Below are 19458 nucleotides of genomic sequence, written 5' to 3'. Positions count from 1 at the left end.
TGGCAGAACCTCAATAAAGTCTAAACCCCAACCTTTTTTAACAAAACAACAGCCTGGGCTGCAATCCCTTCACCTCTGCCGGGAAATCCAAGCTTTTCAGTTGTGGTCGCTTTCACATTGACCTGCTCCGGAGATGCCTCGAGAAGCTCTGCAATCCGCGACTGCATCTTACCAATATAAGGAGCCATTTTCGGCTTTTGGGCGATGATGGTGCAATCTGCATTAACAAGTTCATAGCCCTTCTCCTTCACAATTCCCCAAACATGCTCCATCAGCTTGGCAGAGTCTGCATCCTTAAAATTGGGGTCGGTATCAGGAAAATGCCTGCCTATATCTCCCTCGCCGATAGCCCCCAAACAGGCATCGGAAACGGTATGTAATAATACATCTGCATCGGAATGCCCCAGCAGCCCTTTTTCATACGGAATAGTGATACCGCCAATAATCAGAGGGCGTCCCTCGGTTAATTGATGAACATCAAAGCCCTGGCCAATTCGAAACATAATTCAAACTCCTTTTTATCCAGCTCCAGCGCCTAGGGACTCGGGGTCAAGGCGCTTCCGCTTTTATATTTCTCTTTTTTAAAATTGCTTCTGCAAAAAATAAATCCTCTGGTGTTGTAATTTTGATATTATCATAATCGCCCTCCACCATCGCCACTGGATGTCCCAATCTTTCTACCAAACTGGCATCATCAGTGCCAAGAAAGCTGTCTCTTTCTGCTTTTTCATATGCCTCACGGAGGAGGGAAATGCGAAAAGCCTGCGGGGTATGCACTGCCCACAAGCTCGAACGTTCCACAGTCTCGGTTACAGTACCACCCATGACCTTTTTCATCGTATCTTTTGCGGGTACGCCAATAATGGCAGCACTGGTCTCCTCTGCTACTCCCGTTAAACGGAGGATATGCTCTTTTTTGATGAACGGTCTGGCAGCATCATGAACTAGAATTATCCCATCGGTCTTGATGGTTCTTAACGCATTATAAATGCTGTGCTGGCGTTCAGAACCGCCCGGAACCATACTGACGGACTTTTTGATATGATGCTTATTGATTAAATCCCTGAATTCTTTTTCATCCTGCGGATTGACCGCTAAAATAATGGCCTCACAATCCTCATCATACGCGAAAACTTTAAGTGTATGAATGAGGATGGGCATACCTTCAAGTTCAAGCAAAAGCTTGTTTTTCCCCGCCCCCATTCGTTTTCCGGAACCGGCGGCAGGGATAATGACCTGGTAAGTCATAAATAACACAATCCTTTTTACAAAGCTTTTTCCAATAATTTCGGTTTGGCAAAAATCATTCTGCCGGCAGATGTCTGCAAAACACTTGTTACGAGTACATCGATCCGTTTGCCAATATATTCTCTTCCCTCTTCCACGACAATCATCGTCCCGTCATCCAAATAGGCAACACCTTGATGATATTCCTTACCGTCCTTGATTACTTGTACAGTTAATTCTTCTCCTGGGAGAACGACAGGCTTCACAGCATTTGCCAAGTCATTGATATTCAAAACGGAGACGTTTTGCAATTCACAAACCTTATTTAAGTTAAAATCATTCGTTACAAGAATTCCGTTCGTTAATTTCGCCAGCTTAACGAGCTTCGAGTCGACTTCCTGAATTTCTTCAAAATCTCCCTCGTAAATCTCTACCTTTACAGCCAGCTCCTTTTGAATTCTATTTAAGATATCCAATCCTCGTCTGCCGCGATTGCGTTTCAACACGTCAGAAGAGTCCGCAATATGCTGCAATTCCTCAAGCACAAATTGAGGAATAACAATCGTCCCATCCAAGAAGCCCGTTTGGCAAATGTCAGCTACACGTCCGTCAATAATGACGCTTGTATCCAATATTTTTAGGGATTTTAATTCTGCCTTATCTGGTTCCTCTTCAGCTGCCTTTTTCTTGCCGCCGCCTCGGCCAAACAAACCAAGAAGTTCATCGCGTTTTTTAAATCCAACCTGGAATCCTAAATAACCAAATAACAAGGTCAATAGAATCGGGGCCACTTCATTTAAGATTGGTACTTGTACGGCGTTTAGAGCAAAGCCGATCAAGAATGCAACCAACAAGCCAAATATTAAGCCAATACTTCCAAATAAAACATCTGTAACAGGAATCTTTACTAATGAATCTTCCGCCCATTTAATAAAATTAATAACGTAATCTACTGCCCAAAAGGTTATAAGATAAAAAATAATAGCACCTAAAATAGCAGTGACATAGGAATTATTGATAAACTGGCTATCATTTAGATGAAGTAGAACAAGTAATTGCGGCAAAAACAGAATTCCGAGCGTTCCCCCTGTAATGAGGAAGCACGCCTGTACAATTCGTTTTAACATTCCTTCACCTCCTCTTTTTCATTATAAACACAATAGAAAAATTGAAACGTTGCAAGTAAGATTATTTTTTCAAATTGTATTGATTTTGAAACAAATTTGTTACGTTAAAATCTAGGGTAGCATCGAAAAATGGGAGTGTCAAATAAATGGAAAAATACCCATTTTAGCATAGCCGTTTAGATTTTTTCAATAGTATTATAGATGGCGGTCTGTATATAAACGCTCCTTTATTAATTTGAAGCCCTCTTTGATCTTATTGGCACGTATTTCCCCTATGCCCTCCACTTCATCAAGGTCTTCAACTGTTGCATTAAGAATATTTGACAGATTCCCAAAGTTATTGATGAGATTTTCGATGATGACAGCCGGAAGCCTGGGGATTTTATTAAGAATCCGATATCCGCATGGATTTCGGTATTCATCGAGGTGCACATAGCCGAGGTACCCCAATAGCCTTAACAAGACCATGTCGTCAATGGTCCCGCTCGCCGTCATAGTCTGCATCCGCTGCAGGACTTCGTTCGGTTTTACCTCCCTATCAAACGCATAGTCCTTCATGATCAGCATCATTTCTTCTTCCAGTTCTGTCAGTATTTCATTCAACTGCAGCCGAATCAGCCGGCCTTCAGTCCCCAGTTCATACAAGAACCCCAGCAGTTCATTTTTAATCTTTAAGACCATTTCGAAGCGGTGGAGGACAAGCAAAAAATCATTATACGTAACAGAATCCTCAAATTCCAAAATACTTAAATTGGTAATGCTCTGCTCCAGGACGGATTTATATTTTTCCAGTGTTTGAATGGCCTGATTCGCCTTTGTTAAAATGACGGCTATGTCCTTGAGTGCATAACGGAAGTTCCCTTGATACAAGGTAATGACATTTCTTCTTTGGGAAATTGCAATCACAAGTGCTTTTGTCTGCTTGGCGACCCGTTCGGCAGTTCTGTGCCGCATCCCCGTTTCCGTAGTGGCGATATCAGTATCTGGGGCAAGCTGGGCGTTGGCAATCAATATTTTATTTCCGGTTTCATTTAAGATTATTGCCCCGTCCATTTTCGCCAATTCATATATAAAGCTTGGTGAAAAGGAACAATTAATTTCGAATCCCCCGTCAACAATCGCTTTTACCTTTTCGTTATAGCCAATTACAATCAAGCCGCCAGTATTGGCCCTTAAAACATTATCAAGTCCTTCTCGAATAGGAGTACCTGGCGCAATTAACTTTACTACATCATGAATGGATAGTTCCCCTGATTTTTTATTGTCCATCCGCTACCCTCCCAAAGCCGCCTTCAGCGCCTCGCTGACTGACGAAACGCCGATGAGTTCCACACCTTTTGGCCCATTCCAGCCACTAAGATTGTTAGCCGGCAAGATAACTCGCTCAAATCCCATTTTGGCGGCCTCCTGAACACGCTGCTCGATTCTTGAAACCCGTCTGACTTCTCCCGTTAAGCCGACCTCCCCAATAATACAATCAGTCGGCCTTGTTGGTTTGTCCCTAAAACTTGAAGCAATGCTTACGGCAATTGCCAAATCTATTGCCGGTTCATCCAATTTTACTCCTCCGGCTACCTTTAAATAGGCATCTTGATTGGCGAGGAGCATCCCTATCCGCTTCTCTAAAACGGCCATTAAGAGCGGTACCCGGTTGTGGTCAATCCCTGTTGCCATCCTTCTCGGGTTCCCAAAGCTGGTGGGCGAAATAAGCGCTTGGATTTCCACAAGAACAGGGCGGGTTCCTTCCATCGAAGCGACAACAGTTGATCCTGCCGCACCTCTAGAGCGCTCCTCCAAAAATATTTCCGATGGATTTTCGACCTCTTCAAGGCCAAATTCCTTCATTTCAAAAATTCCCATTTCATTTGTTGATCCAAAACGGTTTTTTACAGCACGTAAAATTCGATAGGTATGGTGTCTTTCACCCTCAAAATAAAGAACTGTATCCACCATATGCTCGAGCAGCCTAGGACCGGCAATCGACCCTTCTTTTGTAACATGCCCGACAATAAAGATAGCAATCCCCTTCGTTTTGCCAATTCTCATTAATTCGGCTGTACATTCGCGAACCTGAGAAACACTACCGGGCGCCGAAGTAACCTCCGGGTGGTAAACTGTCTGGATGGAATCGATAATGACAAAGCTTGGATTTGTGCTTTCAATGGTCCTGTTAATTTCCTCTAGGTTTGTCTCCGCATATACCATTAAATTTGGCGAAGCGATGTTTAACCGTTCCGCCCGAAGCTTGGTTTGCCGTAAGGATTCCTCACCGGATATGTATAAGACTTGATGGTCTTTTTTTGCTAGCTGTGAAGATACTTGCAGAAGGAGTGTTGATTTTCCGATGCCTGGGTCGCCGCCAATTAACACCAATGATCCCTTAACGACTCCGCCGCCAAGAACACGGTTCAATTCCTTTAAATCTGTATGGATTCTCGGCTCGCTGACCATTTCAATCGAAGTAATCGGAACGGGTTTAGAAAGAATGCCTGAACCGCCCTGAGAATGAGCAAACGCTCCCCTTCTTTGCGTCCCAGTAACCTCTACTTCTTCAACCATTCGATTCCAGCCGCCGCACCCTGGGCATTTTCCCATCCATTTAGGTGACTCATATCCGCAGTCCTGGCACATGAATTTTGTTTTTCGCTTTACCATTCTTGCTCTTCCTCTCTGTGCAAAAAAAACGTTCTCTTACATGGAAAAAGAGGTACACGATTTTACATTATTTACGTGTACCTCCCTTAGTTGGTTTCATCCTACATGATTATTTTGCCAAGCTCGTTTGCTCAGCTGTTCTGACTACAAATTCACCATTCTCGACGTCAATGATGGCAAGCCGGCCGGTCAATAAATTTCCTTTTAGCAACTCTTCCGACAGGCGGTCTTCAATATGTTTTTGAATAGCCCGTTTAAGCGGCCTTGCCCCATATTCAGGGTCATAGCCTTCTTCGGAAATCTTTCCTTTTGCCGCAGGTGTTAATTCAATATCAATATTTTGTTCCTTCAATCGCTTAATTAACTGATCAGATAATAGGGTGACAATTTCCTCCAGATGCTTTTTCTCAAGCGCATGGAAGACGATAATCTCATCAATCCGGTTCAGGAATTCAGGACGGAATGCTTTCTTCAATTCTTCCATGACTTTGCCCTTCATGTCTTTGTAGTCCTGAGCAGAATCCTGAATATTAAAGCCTACATACTTATTCCGCTTCAGGGCTTCTGCACCAACGTTTGAAGTCATAATTAAAACCGTATTGCGGAAATCAACTGTTCTTCCCTTCGAATCAGTTAAGCGGCCATCTTCCAATACCTGTAACAGGATATTAAACACATCTGGATGCGCCTTTTCAATCTCATCTAAAAGAATAACTGAATATGGCTTTCTGCGGACTTTCTCGGTTAATTGTCCGCCCTCCTCATATCCTACATATCCTGGAGGAGAACCAACAAGGCGGGATGTCGAGTGCTTCTCCATATATTCTGACATATCGATACGGATCATCGCATCCTCATCGCCAAACATCGCTTCAGCTAGGGCACGGGCTAATTCTGTTTTCCCCACCCCAGTTGGGCCAAGGAAGATAAAGGAGCCAATTGGCCGCTTTGGATCTTTTAATCCTGCTCTCGCACGGCGGACCGCTTTGGACACTGCCAAAACTGCTTCTTCTTGGCCAATCACGCGGGAATGCAAGATTTCTTCTAAATTAAGCAATCTTGCAGTTTCTGTCTCTGCGAGTTTGGAGACCGGAATACCAGTCCAGCTTGATACAACGGCGGCAATATCCTCAACCGTCACTTGGTTGTTTTCTTTACCCTGCTTTTCCTTCCAGCTCTTCTTCGTTTCCTCTAGTTGTTCACGCAGACGCTGCTCGGAATCTCTAAGTGATGCTGCTTTTTCGAATTCTTGGCTTTGAACCGCGGCGTCCTTTTCTTTCCGCACCTCTTCCAGCTTGACCTCAAGCTCTTTTAGGTTTGGCGGTGTTGTATAAGAGCGAAGTCGCACTTTTGATCCTGCTTCATCGATTAAATCAATCGCTTTATCCGGCAAGAAACGGTCGGAGATATAACGGTCGGAGAGCTTTACCGCTGCTTCAATCGCCTCATCGGTAATGGAAACACGATGATGAGCCTCATAGCGGTCACGCAGCCCTTCTAAAATTTGAACAGATTCTTCCGCAGTCGGTTCATCCACCCGAATAGGCTGGAAGCGGCGCTCTAAGGCAGCATCTTTTTCAATGTATTTTCGGTATTCATCTAGGGTTGTTGCCCCGATACATTGCAGCTCGCCACGGGCAAGCGATGGTTTTAAAATATTGGAAGCGTCAATGGCACCTTCTGCACCACCAGCACCGATTAAAGTGTGCAATTCATCAATGAACAAGATAATATTTCCGGCTTGGCGAATTTCATCCATTACTTTTTTCAGACGGTCCTCAAATTCACCACGGTATTTTGTTCCTGCTACAACTGTACCCATATCGAGCGTCATAACACGTTTATCGCGAAGAATCTCCGGAACTTCATTATTGACAATTTGCTGGGCAAGGCCTTCCGCAATGGCTGTTTTACCAACCCCTGGCTCACCAATCAATACCGGGTTGTTTTTCGTCCGACGGCTTAGCACTTCGATCACGCGCTGAATTTCCTTGCTGCGGCCAATCACTGGGTCAAGGCTGCCTTCCCTGGCGATTGCCGTTAGATCTCTTGCTAGGCTGTCAAGTGTCGGCGTATTAGCACTGACCGATGCACCGCCATGCTGTCCGCCGCTCTCATTGCTGCCTAATAATTGCAGCACCTGCTGGCGCGCTTTATTCAAGCTTACCCCAAGGTTATTAAGGACGCGGGCTGCCACCCCTTCTCCCTCACGAATCAGTCCAAGCAGAATATGCTCTGTCCCGACATAAGAATGTCCTAGTTTACGCGCTTCATCCATTGAAAGTTCAATTACTTTTTTGGCTCTTGGAGTGTAGTGAATAATCTGTGAGGCTTCCTGCCCTTTTCCAATTAAATTTTCAACTTCTTTTTGAATCTTATCTGAGCCTAATCCAAGACCATACAGAGCTTTAGCAGCAATCCCTTCACCTTCGCGGATCAATCCCAATAAAATATGCTCAGTTCCAATGTTGTTATGCCCAAGACGGATCGCTTCTTCCTGTGCTAAAGCTAGAACCTTTTGTGCTCTTTCAGTAAAACGGCCAAACATCATACTATCACTCCTCACCAATATTTTTAGATTCCATTATAAAACGTTCCCGAATTAATGCCGCCCGCCTTATGTCTCTTTCATGCGGTCTTAATGGTCCTCCAGCATATTGCTGAAGAAAACCAGGCTGCGTTAAAATCATCAATTCATTTAAGATGTTCTTTGATACATAATTTATATATCCCATATCTATTCCAAGACGAACATCCGATAAACATTTTGCAGCTTCCTTCGTTTCAATAATCCGGCTGTTTGTTAGGACCCCTAGGGACCTGAACACTCTGTCTTCTAATTGTATGTTCGAAGTTTTGCGTAATGCTTCACGTGCCGACCTTTCCTGTGAAATTAACTGGCTGACAACCCCCATTAAATCACGGCACATGTCTTCTTCAGATTTTCCAAGTGTAATTTGGTTGGAAATTTGGAAAATATTGCCGAGCGCTTCACTTCCTTCACCGTAAATTCCCCTAACCACAAATCCTAATTGATTGATAGCTGGAATAATCCGGTTAATCTGTTGTGTTAAAATTAAACCCGGCAAATGCATCATAACCGATGCCCGAAGGCCAGTGCCGACATTTGTTGGACAGCTTGTTAAATAGCCGTATTTTTCATCAAAAGCATATTGGAGATGAACTTCAAGCCAATCGTCAATTACGTTGGCAGCATCTAATGCTTCTTTTAGCTGCAGCCCAGGAAATAGGCATTGAATCCGAATATGATCCTCTTCATTAATCATTATACTAACTTCTTCATTTTCGGATAATAAAACTGCACCATATGGTGACTCCTCTGCCAATTGTGGGCTGATTAAGTGTTTTTCTACCAAGACCCTCTTTTGCAGCGGCTGCATCTCATCTATTTTCAGCAATTCCAAATGCCCAAAGTTTCGAAGGCTGGAAGTTTCCAAAATGCCCTCCAACTCATTAATAACTTGTTTGGCTTCCTCATGTGAAAAAAGGGTTGGGAATTTATATGCTTCCAGGTTTCGTGCCAAGCGAATTCTCGAGCTGAGGACAATATCGGATTCAGGCCCTTCCTCACTCATCCAGGAGCTGACCGCTTGATTTAAAAAACGTTCGAGCGACACCGTTATTCCCCTCCCTCATGACCAGCTGCTAACTTTTTCTCCAGCTGACGGATCTCATCGCGGATGGTTGCAGCTCTTTCAAATTCTTCTTGGATAATAGATTCTTTTAACGAGTTTTTCAGTTCATCAATTTGCTTGCGGAGATAAATCCCCCCGCCAATTCTTTTTGGAATTTTCCCGTTATGGGTCCAATTTCCACCATGAAGCCGCCCTAGAACGGGGATTAATTGTTCTTTAAAGGTCTCGTAGCAGAAGGAACAGCCGAAGCGTCCTACTTTCAAAAACTGTGGAAATGTCATGGAACAATGGTGGCATTGCAGGATTTCCGCCTGTTTAAACGGGCTCTCTGTTGGCTGTTGAAATGTCGGGTCGAAATTCAATAAACCTGCTAATAAATTATTAAAAGAAAACCCTGATTCACCATTAAAAATAAACATATCGCCCTTTTCCTGAGCACACTTTTCACAAAGGTGCACTTCCGTCTTTTCACCATTAATTATTTTTGTAAAATGGAGTGCCGCAGGCCTTTGATTACATTCTTGGCAAATCATACTTTCACCCTCTGGCTATATTATTTATATTTCAAAGATGTTAACATTGCCTTTAACATTCTTGCTCTTAATTCATCCCGGTATGGAAGATCAATATACAAAACAGAACGATCAATCACGCTTAACATGATTTTTGCCTCTCTCTTTGTAATAATCTCTTCCTGAATAAGCCGGCCAATCACATCCTCAGCACTTGCCTGACTGCAACGGCTATGAATAAGTGACAGCAAATGGTCAATCAATTGGGCCGAATCATGAGATTGCACCTTAATAATCCGGATATAACCGCCCCCGCCCCGTTTGCTTTCTACGAGATACCCCCGTTCAATCGTAAACCGGGTGTTAATGACATAGTTGATTTGTGAAGGAACACATTGAAATTTATCAGCAACCTCGCTTCGTTTGATTTCCACAATATCTTCTTCACTCATATCCAAAACCTGCTTCAGATATTTCTCAATAATATCGGAGATGTTTCTCATCTTCCCACCCCCTTGCACCATCTGACTTTGACTATATTTGACATTAATTATACTCAATTTTATTTCCAGATGCAACGATTCACTACTATATGATTTTCTCCAAATCTCGCGGTTGTGAAACCTATGATGAATGGGAAAAAACTACTAAATTTGAGATTAAGGTGTCATGGGTGAGGCATGGGGACGGTTTGAGGGATGCTTGGGGACAGTTGTGCCTCAAAAGCAAAAGATTGTTTCCGTCCTCTAAACATAACGAATTTAGGCTGCTGGGGATGGAATAGTCCATTGATTGATCACATTCTTAAGGACAAAACTTGCTGGGCTGAGGATCAAAATGTCCTTTAGGAGCCTTCTCGAGGACAAACTGATTAATCCAAAAGTTAAAATGTTCTTTAGATAGCTTCCTTAGCCACAAAACCGTTTTTCCCAAAGGTGTAAGTGTCCCTAAAATACCTTTTTAAGAAGTGCTTTCAGTAATTACGAATTATCTCCCATCACTGTTCACTTCACGCAAAAAAAAGACAACCTGTAAAAGTAACGGGTTCTGATACCTGTCACATAACTATAATTTGCTCAAAAAAATGTATGTGAATATGTACAACTAATTGCACCGCATTTTGCGGTGCTTTTTGTATATTACAGTAAAAAAGCACAGTTCTGTAAACTGAGCTCTTCCTTAAATTTATTTTGATTAACTTCTTCAACTATAGCACTCCTTTAGCATTTTAAATAACAATCAATTCAACAAAAAGAACTTGGTTTTCCAAGCTCTTTTGAATTTTTTTATTTATCTACTGTTCTAAGGAATACTTTTATAAATAACTTCTGTAATGAAATAGCATTGATGCGAATGTAATGATGGTGTATGCCAAGGATGTGAAAAAGGCAATATTAGGTGAAAACTCAAATTTTTGATTTTCCATTCTAATACCTGTGGTTCCTTGAATGGTCATATCCATATGTCGAGATGTGAAACCACCCTTGGATGTAGAAGACCAAATAATAACTGTGGCTGCCATTCCAATAACAAATGAATAATCAATGAATTTTGTATGGGTAAGATAAGTTATACCAAAACTCAATCCTAATAAAACTAATAGGGTAATTACAATGGTGATTAATGGTTTCATTATTTTTTATTTCCCCCTTTATCGCTATATTTATAAAATAACACATATTGGTATTATATTGGAAAGAAAGTCCAATTATAGGAGTTACCTAGAATTAATTTAATTCATAAACTAACCTTCATAGAGGCATTTCTGATATAAAAATAGCAGGTGTAGTGGTACAGGACCGCAATGGAAACATTATTATATGAAAACTGTATAGGAAAAGACACTGCACAGCCCTCTCTGCAAAGTGTCTTCATTTTCCTATCCCACAATTGCTGGTTTGGTAGTTCACTTCATTATCAGTTTAGTAATCGGCAAGCCACGTACCTGATGCGACAGTTAACTATCTTGTTATTCCAATACAAATCTTCTGTTTCCTTCATTAAAAGTAATATACAAAACAGCTTTCAAAAAGTACGGCTATTTAATATGATATTACCTATGCGTATTTTATTATATTTTTATTCTGTATATTTAAATTTTGCGATAGGATCCGTAACTTGTTATTAATATTAGGAACTATTTAACAATTATTTTGAAATAACTGGTATAATTTATTTAAATAGATATTGTAAAATTTGGAGTTAATTTGTGGAAAGTAGGGTTTAAATGAAGAATGGATTGTTAAAACGGTTATCCGCTAATATACTAAGGCAATTATTAAAATTGGTATTGCTATTAATAAGTATATGCAGCATTACTTCCCTTCGCTCATTAGTCTATTTGAGGGATAATGGAGGTTATGTTTCTCAAGGTTTTGGATTTTATCCAATGAATTTTTTAAAAACAGTTATTGTGACATTTTCGAACTTGTTTTCGATATATGATTCCAAATTTTTTTACTTGGGTAAATATTATGATGTGTTTCCTTATATTATAGATAAATATATTTACACTATGAGTATTTTATTTTTTGCCTTGATTATAACGGTCCTTGTGTCTTTCTGTTTTTCGTATGTATTTCTTTTCTGTGCTAGACACTTTAAAAAAATATGCAAATGTTTATTATTAGTAGCGGATTCCATACCAGATATAATTATCATTCTAGTATGCCAATTATTGGTTATCCGTATTTACCAAGTAACTGGATTTAAATTACTCCAGTTGTATGGAATTAGAGATAATGTTTATCTTCTTCCAATAATATGCTTAAGTTTTGTTCCCATAATAATGGTCACCAAAATAATGATTAAAATTTTTGAAGAAGAAATGGAACAACAATATGTCGAATTTGCTATTGCTAAAGGTTTATCACGTTCAGCAGTGTTTTTAAAACATATAATCCGAAACGTTATAAAATCATTATTTAGTCATATCGGTTTGATATACTGGTATATGCTATCATCTTTATTTATTATTGAATATCTATTTCAAATGAAAGGTTTTACAATACTTTTATATCGAGTCAGTGACAGCAGTTTATCTTCAGTAGTAATTATAATGATATTAATACCATTTGGCTTAATTAAAGCTACTTCTTTCAGAATTTATGAAAGGAGAGTATTAAATGACTAAGACTAAACTATCTAAAATTATTTTATTTGTCATTTGTGTTTTCTTGTTTCTTTTATTATCTGCGAGTTTTATATTTGAATTTGGGATTAAAAAATCAATTGAACCTGAAAGACTAATCTATACTTCAGAGGGGAAGGTTTTAAGACCACCATTCCCATCATCTATTGAACATCCATTAGGAACAGATAAAAATGGAAATGATCTATTGACTAAATTGATAATAGGTTTTAAATACACATTTTTCATATCAGTAATTGTCACTTTTTTTAGAATGATGATCTCAATTGTTTGTAGTTTATCTGTTTTGTTTCTTTTAAAGCCAATAAAATCTTATATCGAATCTTTTCTAACACCCTTTCTTTATGTTCCAGCTTTTATTTTGTTTTTCCTTTTAGCAAGTGGCGAAGAGGAATTAATTATTAACACTCACGGAGAATATTTTCTGATATTTTACCAAATTCTTATTATTGCTTTGATTGGATTTCCGCCGCTATTATCTCTTTTTATGAAAGAATTTGAACAACTATTAACCAAGGACTATGTGATAGCATCAAGGTTATTAGGGGCAAATAAAGTTCATATTGCAATAAGGCACATTTTTCCTGTTTTCAAAAAACGATTTTATATTGTTTTTGTACAGCAAACAATTTCTACTATTATCTTACTAATACATCTCGGTGTATTCCAAATATTCATTGGCGGAAAAGCAAAGGGTGGCATTGTTGGTGAAGATGATGACAAGTTCCTATCACAATCTAGTGAATGGGGAGGTATGATTGGTCAAAGTATATTTGATATGATTCATTTTCCGTGGCTATTATTATATCCTGCATTTGCAACGATATGCCTAATACTATTGTTAAACATTACTATCAAACAATTAGAAAAAATACAATAGAAGTGGGGAATATTGGGTGTATAATCTTTAGCAACATTTTATCTTTTATATATCCATAAATGACACTTTTTCAATTTACCGTTATGTTTACAAATTGTTCATAAATAATTACACTTTTTTATACAGCGAAATAAAAAACTCGTCAAAGGTAGACGAGTTTTCTTCGTTTATTCTGCCATTTTCTTTTTCCAATTAATCATCATTTAAATTGCATTTTTTGAAAAAACACCTCAAAACAGAATTATTACATTGGTGAAACACACGGGTTTTTGTTTAGAAAAAAATCGTCCCTTTCATCAGGCGACTATCGTTTATAAATAATATCCTCCCAGGAATACACCTTGTCAGCAATACCTATTCGCTGGGCCGGTGTCTTTTTTGTATCACCCGTCTTAAATGGTTTACAGAAGTTGTAGTATGTCCTAAGTATAGCAATAGCCATTTGAGCATACTTAGGATTAAAATTCGAGTATATATATGATTTTCCGTCTCCCCTGGATGTTACTAAAGGTCTTTCCAACACAGATAAACTTCGTCTGATTTCCTGTAAGAAGGCATTTACAGAGTTATCATTAGCCCTAACGATTAGTCTTGCTAAATGTTCATCGTCAAGCTTTGATGTGTCTGTAATAATGTCTATATAACGGCTACCACGGTCAGCCATTCCTATAGGATGCTCGATTTTGTGGGATTTATGGATATTATAAGGAGTTCCATCCGGTGCAATTTTTGTTTCGTAAAATTTGTGAGTTGCGAGCTTTCTATTCATATATTCAACAGCTAAGTCATACACCGAAAGTTCTTCTAGCCCATTGTCTTCTGCCCATTCCTTTAAATATTTTTTTGATTCAATAAATTCCTTATAAGCTTCTTCTCTGGAAAGTGTCTTATCAAAACCATTAACAAAGTAATGTAATTTATCTTGACCGATTTCTTCTGAAAATGCCTTCTTAATAGCTGCTTTCAAAACCATATCATCATCGCTGACGATACGCCATTTATCCGATTTCACCAGTTGTTTAATTAAAAACATCTGAGCCATAGTTGTATAGGTATGGTTAATGTGTAAGCCATCAACATATTTTTTTCTTTGGCTGAATTCATTTAATTCCCGATAATAGTCTTGCATATTTTGTGTATCCGTTGTTGTCGGCTCCATTGGAAAGTAGGAGTATCTAGTATATTTGGCATTTTTGCGAAGCTCTATCGGCAGATGATCATCTTTGTAGAATTCAGTATGAAATTTAATTTGTTCAAAATCAACATCCCAATCATAAGCAACATCTGCTCGAAAAACATAACGAGAATCTAACTCGCTGGTTATAACAGTTTGTGTTTGAATTTGTTTTTCGCTTACCTCTCCAGGTAATTTTTTTTGTCCCTTTTTACGGACGTTGTTCAAATAATACGCCATCATATCCGTATTCAGCCATATTCTTGGAAAATTCTTTTTAGCAAATTGCTTTGTTTCTCGAGTTTCTAAAAATTCTAGACAACATCGATATAACCATTCCAATTTATCATAATAAGTACCTCTCCCTATACCTAAAATTTCGCAGGTTCTAGATACTGGCACACGATTTATTAAATGTTTAGCGAATTGCAAAAGAATATCATTTCTTTTTTGGTTATAGGAAGTGGTTCTTGATTTATCAGGCAAGATATTTGTGTATTTTTTACACTTCTTACATTGAACTTTTTGGGCTTTAGAGGACGCTATTCCTCGTTTATAAAAAGTTTTTGGATTGGTAAAATAGGATTCTGGATTTACACAATCTTCTTTATGGAAACTATATTCAGGCTCTAACCGAATAACCGAATTAATACGAATCAAACGTTCTATTTCAGTAGCTAATGACCAATTTGAAATAGCTTTTGTTAGACATCCCAAAGTTGGTGCTCCGTTTGGTTCAGTAGGATCCGGAACACAATTTAGTAAACGATTTTTTTTACCAGTCAATTTATACCTGCTGCTTTTACCAATGTTATATTTTACCTGTGGTTGTTTATGGTTCTTGCAAAACGGATCAGAACAGTAATTAAGTTGGATTTCAAAATCTTTATCGTTCCAATAAAGATGGACAGGCTTATATATCTCACTAATATATTTTGTCTTCATTTTTTTATCTGAAAGTTTATTGTAATCAATTTCTCGTTGTTGCAATTCTTCAAATGATATACCTGAATCAATACGGCATACAGGATCATTAATGTCGGCCAACCGTTTAATTTTAACCATCGATTAAACCTAACTCACGCTTCATACGTATATTACTACGTTTACCTTCCACATATGTAATGAAATCTTCATCTTCTAATAAATACGGTAACAATTCTTCCAATAGTTGTGATTGGGTTAAACCAGTATAGTCCGAATAATGTTCTAGAATTTTTCGTGATTTAAATGACATTTTGAATGCTACATCCTCGGTATTGATATACTTTGGTTTAATTTTGATTTTCATTTCCTTATCTCCTATTTATCGGTAAATTTATGTTCGCCAATTTGTGTATGAAATTGTAATGCAATTTGTGGACTTACAGAAAACTCTGTAAGTCTGTTTTTTTACATACAAATAGCACTACAAATACAGACAATAATATTACCATAATACCTATATATCAACAAAAATAGACCATCAAATTTAATTACAATTTGATGGTCTATTTCATTTAAAATTTAATGTTTTGTGACAGGTATCAGAACCCGTTACTGTAAAAGGTTGTCTTTTTTATATGCCCGGCAGCGTCCTACTCTCACAGGGGCTTTCGCCCCAACTACCATCGGCGCTGAGAAGCTTAACTTCCGTGTTCGGGATGGGAACGGGTGTGACCTTCTCGCCATTGCTACCGGACCTATTGAGTTAGAGGTTTCATTCCCTCAAAACTAGATAATGCAGAAGAAGTAAATAAGAACGAGTTCGCCAAATTACATTGTTCATTGTCTAGCTCCAGCGTCCAGCAACTAGTGTCCTTCGGTCTTTTCCCTACGATAAGTCAACATCGATTCGCTTGCGCTCATCGTGTTTCCTTTATCTCAGTCAAAGCCCTCCAGGCCATACGTTGCTAACCGGCCGCTTCCGCTTTTCGATTTGGTTAAGTCCTCGATCGATTAGTATCAGTCAGCTCCACACGTCACCGCGCTTCCACCTCTGACCTATCAACCTGATCATCTTTCAGGGATCTTACTAGCTTGACGCTATGGGAAATCTCATCTCGAGGGGGGCTTCATGCTTAGATGCTTTCAGCACTTATCCCGCCCGCACATAGCTACCCAGCGATGCCTTTGGCAAGACAACTGGTACACCAGCGGTGCGTCCATCCCGGTCCTCTCGTACTAAGGACAGCTCCTCTCAAATTTCCTGCGCCCACGACGGATAGGGACCGAACTGTCTCACGACGTTCTGAACCCAGCTCGCGTACCGCTTTAATGGGCGAACAGCCCAACCCTTGGGACCGACTACAGCCCCAGGATGCGATGAGCCGACATCGAGGTGCCAAACCTCCCCGTCGATGTGGACTCTTGGGGGAGATAAGCCTGTTATCCCCAGGGTAGCTTTTATCCGTTGAGCGATGGCCCTTCCATGCGGAACCACCGGATCACTAAGCCCGACTTTCGTCCCTGCTCGACTTGTAGGTCTCGCAGTCAAGCTCCCTTGTGCCTTTACACTCTGCGAATGATTTCCAACCATTCTGAGGGAACCTTTGGGCGCCTCCGTTACATTTTAGGAGGCGACCGCCCCAGTCAAACTGCCCACCTGACACTGTCTCCCACCCCGATTTAGGGGTGCGGGTTAGAATTTCAATACAGCCAGGGTAGTATCCCACCGACGCCTCCACCGAAGCTGGCGCTCCGGTTTCTCAGGCTCCTACCTATCCTGTACAAGCTGTACCAAAATTCAATATCAGGCTACAGTAAAGCTCCATGGGGTCTTTCCGTCCTGTCGCGGGTAACCTGCATCTTCACAGGTACTATAATTTCACCGAGTCTCTCGTTGAGACAGTGCCCAGATCGTTACGCCTTTCGTGCGGGTCGGAACTTACCCGACAAGGAATTTCGCTACCTTAGGACCGTTATAGTTACGGCCGCCGTTTACTGGGGCTTCGATTCAGAGCTTCGCGTGAGCTAACCCCTCCTCTTAACCTTCCAGCACCGGGCAGGCGTCAGCCCCTATACTTCGCCTTGCGGCTTTGCAGAGACCTGTGTTTTTGCTAAACAGTCGCCTGGGCCTATTCACTGCGGCTCTTCGGGGCTATTCACCCCAAAAAGCACCCCTTCTCCCGAAGTTACGGGGTCATTTTGCCGAGTTCCTTAACGAGAGTTCTCTCGCTCACCTTAGGATTCTCTCCTCGCCTACCTGTGTCGGTTTGCGGTACGGGCACCATTCATCTCGCTAGAGGCTTTTCTTGGCAGTGTGGAATCAGGAACTTCGGTACTATATTTCCCTCGGCATCACAGCTCAGCCTGATGAGAAGCGGATTTTCCTACTTCTCAGCCTAACTGCTTACACGCACATATCCAGCAGTGCGCTTACCCTATCCTCCTGCGTCCCCCCATCACTCAAACGATAAAGAGGTGGTACAGGAATATCAACCTGTTGTCCATCGCCTACGCCTTTCGGCCTCGGCTTAGGTCCCGACTAACCCTGAGCGGACGAGCCTTCCTCAGGAAACCTTAGGCATACGGTGGATGAGATTCTCACTCATCTTTCGCTACTCATACCGGCATTCTCACTTCTAAGCGCTCCACCAGTCCTTACGGTCCAGCTTCAACGCCCTTAGAACGCTCTCCTACCGCGGACACCACAAGGTGTCCACCCACAGCTTCGGTGATACGTTTAGCCCCGGTACATTTTCGGCGCAGAGTCACTCGACCAGTGAGCTATTACGCACTCTTTAAATGGTGGCTGCTTCTAAGCCAACATCCTGGTTGTCTAAGCAACTCCACATCCTTTTCCACTTAACGTATACTTTGGGACCTTAGCTGGTGGTCTGGGCTGTTTCCCTTTTGACTACGGATCTTATCACTCGCAGTCTGACTCCCACGGATAAGTCATTGGCATTCGGAGTTTGTCTGAATTCGGTAACCCGATGAGGGCCCCTAGTCCAAACAGTGCTCTACCTCCAAGACTCTAACTACGTGAGGCTAGCCCTAAAGCTATTTCGGAGAGAACCAGCTATCTCCAAGTTCGATTGGAATTTCTCCGCTACCCACACCTCATCCCCGCACTTTTCAACGTGCGTGGGTTCGGGCCTCCATCCAGTGTTACCTGGACTTCACCCTGGACATGGGTAGATCACCTGGTTTCGGGTCTACGACTACATACTATTTCGCCCTATTCAGACTCGCTTTCGCTGCGGCTCCGTCTCTTCAACTTAACCTCGCATGCAATCGTAACTCGCCGGTTCATTCTACAAAAGGCACGCCATCACCCATGAACGGGCTCTGACTACTTGTAGGCACACGGTTTCAGGTTCTCTTTCACTCCCCTTCCGGGGTGCTTTTCACCTTTCCCTCACGGTACTGGTTCACTATCGGTCACTAGGGAGTATTTAGCCTTGGGAGATGGTCCTCCCTGCTTCCGACCGGATTTCACGTGTCCGGCCGTACTCAGGATCCACTCAGGAGGGAACGAAGTTTCGACTACAGGGCTTTTACCTTCTATGGCCGGCCTTTCCAGACCGCTTCATCTACCCCGTTCCTTTGTAACTCCATGTTGAGTGTCCTACAACCCCGAAAGGCAAGCCTTTCGGTTTGGGCTGTTCCCGTTTCGCTCGCCGCTACTCAGGGAATCGCGTTTGCTTTCTCTTCCTCCGGGTACTTAGATGTTTCAGTTCCCCGGGTCTGCCATCAATACCCTATGTATTCAGGTAAAGATACTGCTCCATTACGAACAGTGGGTTTCCCCATTCGGAAATCTCCGGATCAGCGCTTACTTACAGCTCCCCGAAGCATATCGGTGTTAGTCCCGTCCTTTATCGGCTCCTAGTGCCAAGGCATTCACCGTGCGCCCTTTCTAACTTAACCTAAAAGGTTTTACTTACTCTTAAAAATAAGAGAGAAAAACTAAAATGGCGATTACTCGGTTCTTACTTGGTTACTTCTTCTTTTACGATTATCTAGTTTTCAAGGAACAAGGCTACTGACTTCAATCACATCATGATTAAACATCAGAGCGTTACTTCTTGCAGCCTTGCGACGAGCTGAAGATTACTTCTTCGAACTACTGTGGCGCAGGAGCAAAAAATT

Annotated in this window: 14 protein-coding genes and 2 rRNA genes; 2 read left to right on the top strand and 14 right to left on the bottom strand. The window is 41.1% G+C overall.

The genetic code is table 11. The features are described from left to right. Positions 1-20 precede the first annotated feature (20 nt). From ispF to ACZ5AE_RS00535, 10 genes are all read right to left on the bottom strand, one after another. Positions 21-503: a 2-C-methyl-D-erythritol 2,4-cyclodiphosphate synthase gene (gene ispF, locus ACZ5AE_RS00580; RefSeq protein ID WP_464568535.1), complete on the bottom strand. Its 483-nt coding sequence runs from the start codon at positions 501-503 to the stop codon at positions 21-23. Positions 504-549: 46 nt separating this feature from the next. After that, positions 550-1248: a 2-C-methyl-D-erythritol 4-phosphate cytidylyltransferase gene (gene ispD, locus ACZ5AE_RS00575; protein ID WP_464568533.1), complete on the bottom strand. Its 699-nt coding sequence runs from the start codon at positions 1246-1248 to the stop codon at positions 550-552. 17 nt (positions 1249-1265) lie between these two features. Next, complete coding sequence (locus ACZ5AE_RS00570; protein WP_464568531.1) at positions 1266-2354, bottom strand: PIN/TRAM domain-containing protein; 1089 nt, start codon at positions 2352-2354, stop codon at positions 1266-1268. A 195-nt stretch (positions 2355-2549) separates the two neighbouring features. Beyond that, positions 2550-3623 carry a DNA integrity scanning diadenylate cyclase DisA gene (gene disA / locus ACZ5AE_RS00565; RefSeq protein ID WP_464568529.1) on the bottom strand — a complete coding sequence of 358 codons (1074 nt, stop codon included), beginning with the start codon at positions 3621-3623 and terminating at the stop codon, positions 2550-2552. A 3-nt stretch (positions 3624-3626) separates the two neighbouring features. Beyond that, a complete protein-coding gene (gene radA / locus ACZ5AE_RS00560; RefSeq protein WP_464568527.1) occupies positions 3627-5009 on the bottom strand; it encodes a DNA repair protein RadA in 1383 nt (460 codons plus the stop codon). Positions 5010-5118: 109 nt separating this feature from the next. Next, positions 5119-7560: an ATP-dependent protease ATP-binding subunit ClpC gene (gene clpC / locus ACZ5AE_RS00555; protein WP_464568525.1), complete on the bottom strand. Its 2442-nt coding sequence runs from the start codon at positions 7558-7560 to the stop codon at positions 5119-5121. A 4-nt stretch (positions 7561-7564) separates the two neighbouring features. After that, positions 7565-8647, bottom strand: a complete 1083-nt coding sequence (locus ACZ5AE_RS00550) for a protein arginine kinase (RefSeq protein ID WP_464568523.1) — start codon at positions 8645-8647, stop codon at positions 7565-7567. Between the two features lie 2 nt (positions 8648-8649). Then, a complete protein-coding gene (locus ACZ5AE_RS00545) occupies positions 8650-9198 on the bottom strand; it encodes a UvrB/UvrC motif-containing protein (protein ID WP_464568521.1) in 549 nt (182 codons plus the stop codon). A 20-nt stretch (positions 9199-9218) separates the two neighbouring features. Beyond that, positions 9219-9680 (bottom strand): CtsR family transcriptional regulator, encoded by a 462-nt coding sequence (locus ACZ5AE_RS00540; RefSeq protein WP_213121113.1) that lies wholly within the window; start codon positions 9678-9680, stop codon positions 9219-9221. An 812-nt stretch (positions 9681-10492) separates the two neighbouring features. Further along, positions 10493-10810: a hypothetical protein gene (locus tag ACZ5AE_RS00535; protein WP_464568519.1), complete on the bottom strand. Its 318-nt coding sequence runs from the start codon at positions 10808-10810 to the stop codon at positions 10493-10495. Between the two features lie 594 nt (positions 10811-11404). Here ACZ5AE_RS00535 and ACZ5AE_RS00530 point away from each other — a divergent pair. Continuing rightward, positions 11405-12310, top strand: a complete 906-nt coding sequence (locus tag ACZ5AE_RS00530; RefSeq protein ID WP_464568517.1) for an ABC transporter permease subunit — start codon at positions 11405-11407, stop codon at positions 12308-12310. Then, entirely contained in the window at positions 12303-13208 is a 906-nt protein-coding gene (locus tag ACZ5AE_RS00525) for an ABC transporter permease subunit (protein WP_464568515.1), read from the top strand. The genes ACZ5AE_RS00530 and ACZ5AE_RS00525 overlap by 8 nt, the downstream gene beginning before the upstream one ends. Before the next feature lie 304 nt (positions 13209-13512). Here the strand turns inward: ACZ5AE_RS00525 and ACZ5AE_RS00520 are convergent, their stop codons facing one another. The 4 genes from ACZ5AE_RS00520 to ACZ5AE_RS00505 all read right to left on the bottom strand — a co-directional run bounded on the left by ACZ5AE_RS00520 (position 13513) and on the right by ACZ5AE_RS00505 (position 19236). Then, positions 13513-15447, bottom strand: a complete 1935-nt coding sequence (locus ACZ5AE_RS00520) for an insertion element protein (RefSeq protein WP_464568513.1) — start codon at positions 15445-15447, stop codon at positions 13513-13515. Further along, the gene (locus ACZ5AE_RS00515; RefSeq protein ID WP_464568511.1) at positions 15440-15673 is read right to left on the bottom strand and encodes a hypothetical protein; all 234 of its coding nucleotides are present in this window, start codon (positions 15671-15673) and stop codon (positions 15440-15442) included. Before ACZ5AE_RS00515 ends, ACZ5AE_RS00520 begins: the two co-directional genes overlap by 8 nt. 273 nt (positions 15674-15946) lie before the next feature. Then, a 5S ribosomal RNA gene (rrf, locus tag ACZ5AE_RS00510) occupies positions 15947-16063 on the bottom strand. 237 nt (positions 16064-16300) lie between these two features. Continuing rightward, positions 16301-19236: ribosomal RNA gene (locus ACZ5AE_RS00505) — 23S ribosomal RNA — on the bottom strand. Between the last annotated feature and the right edge of the window lie 222 nt (positions 19237-19458).

The sequence above is a fragment of the Neobacillus sp. S1227 genome (genome assembly GCF_055385255.1).
This window is presented reverse-complemented; position numbering and strand designations above follow the sequence as displayed.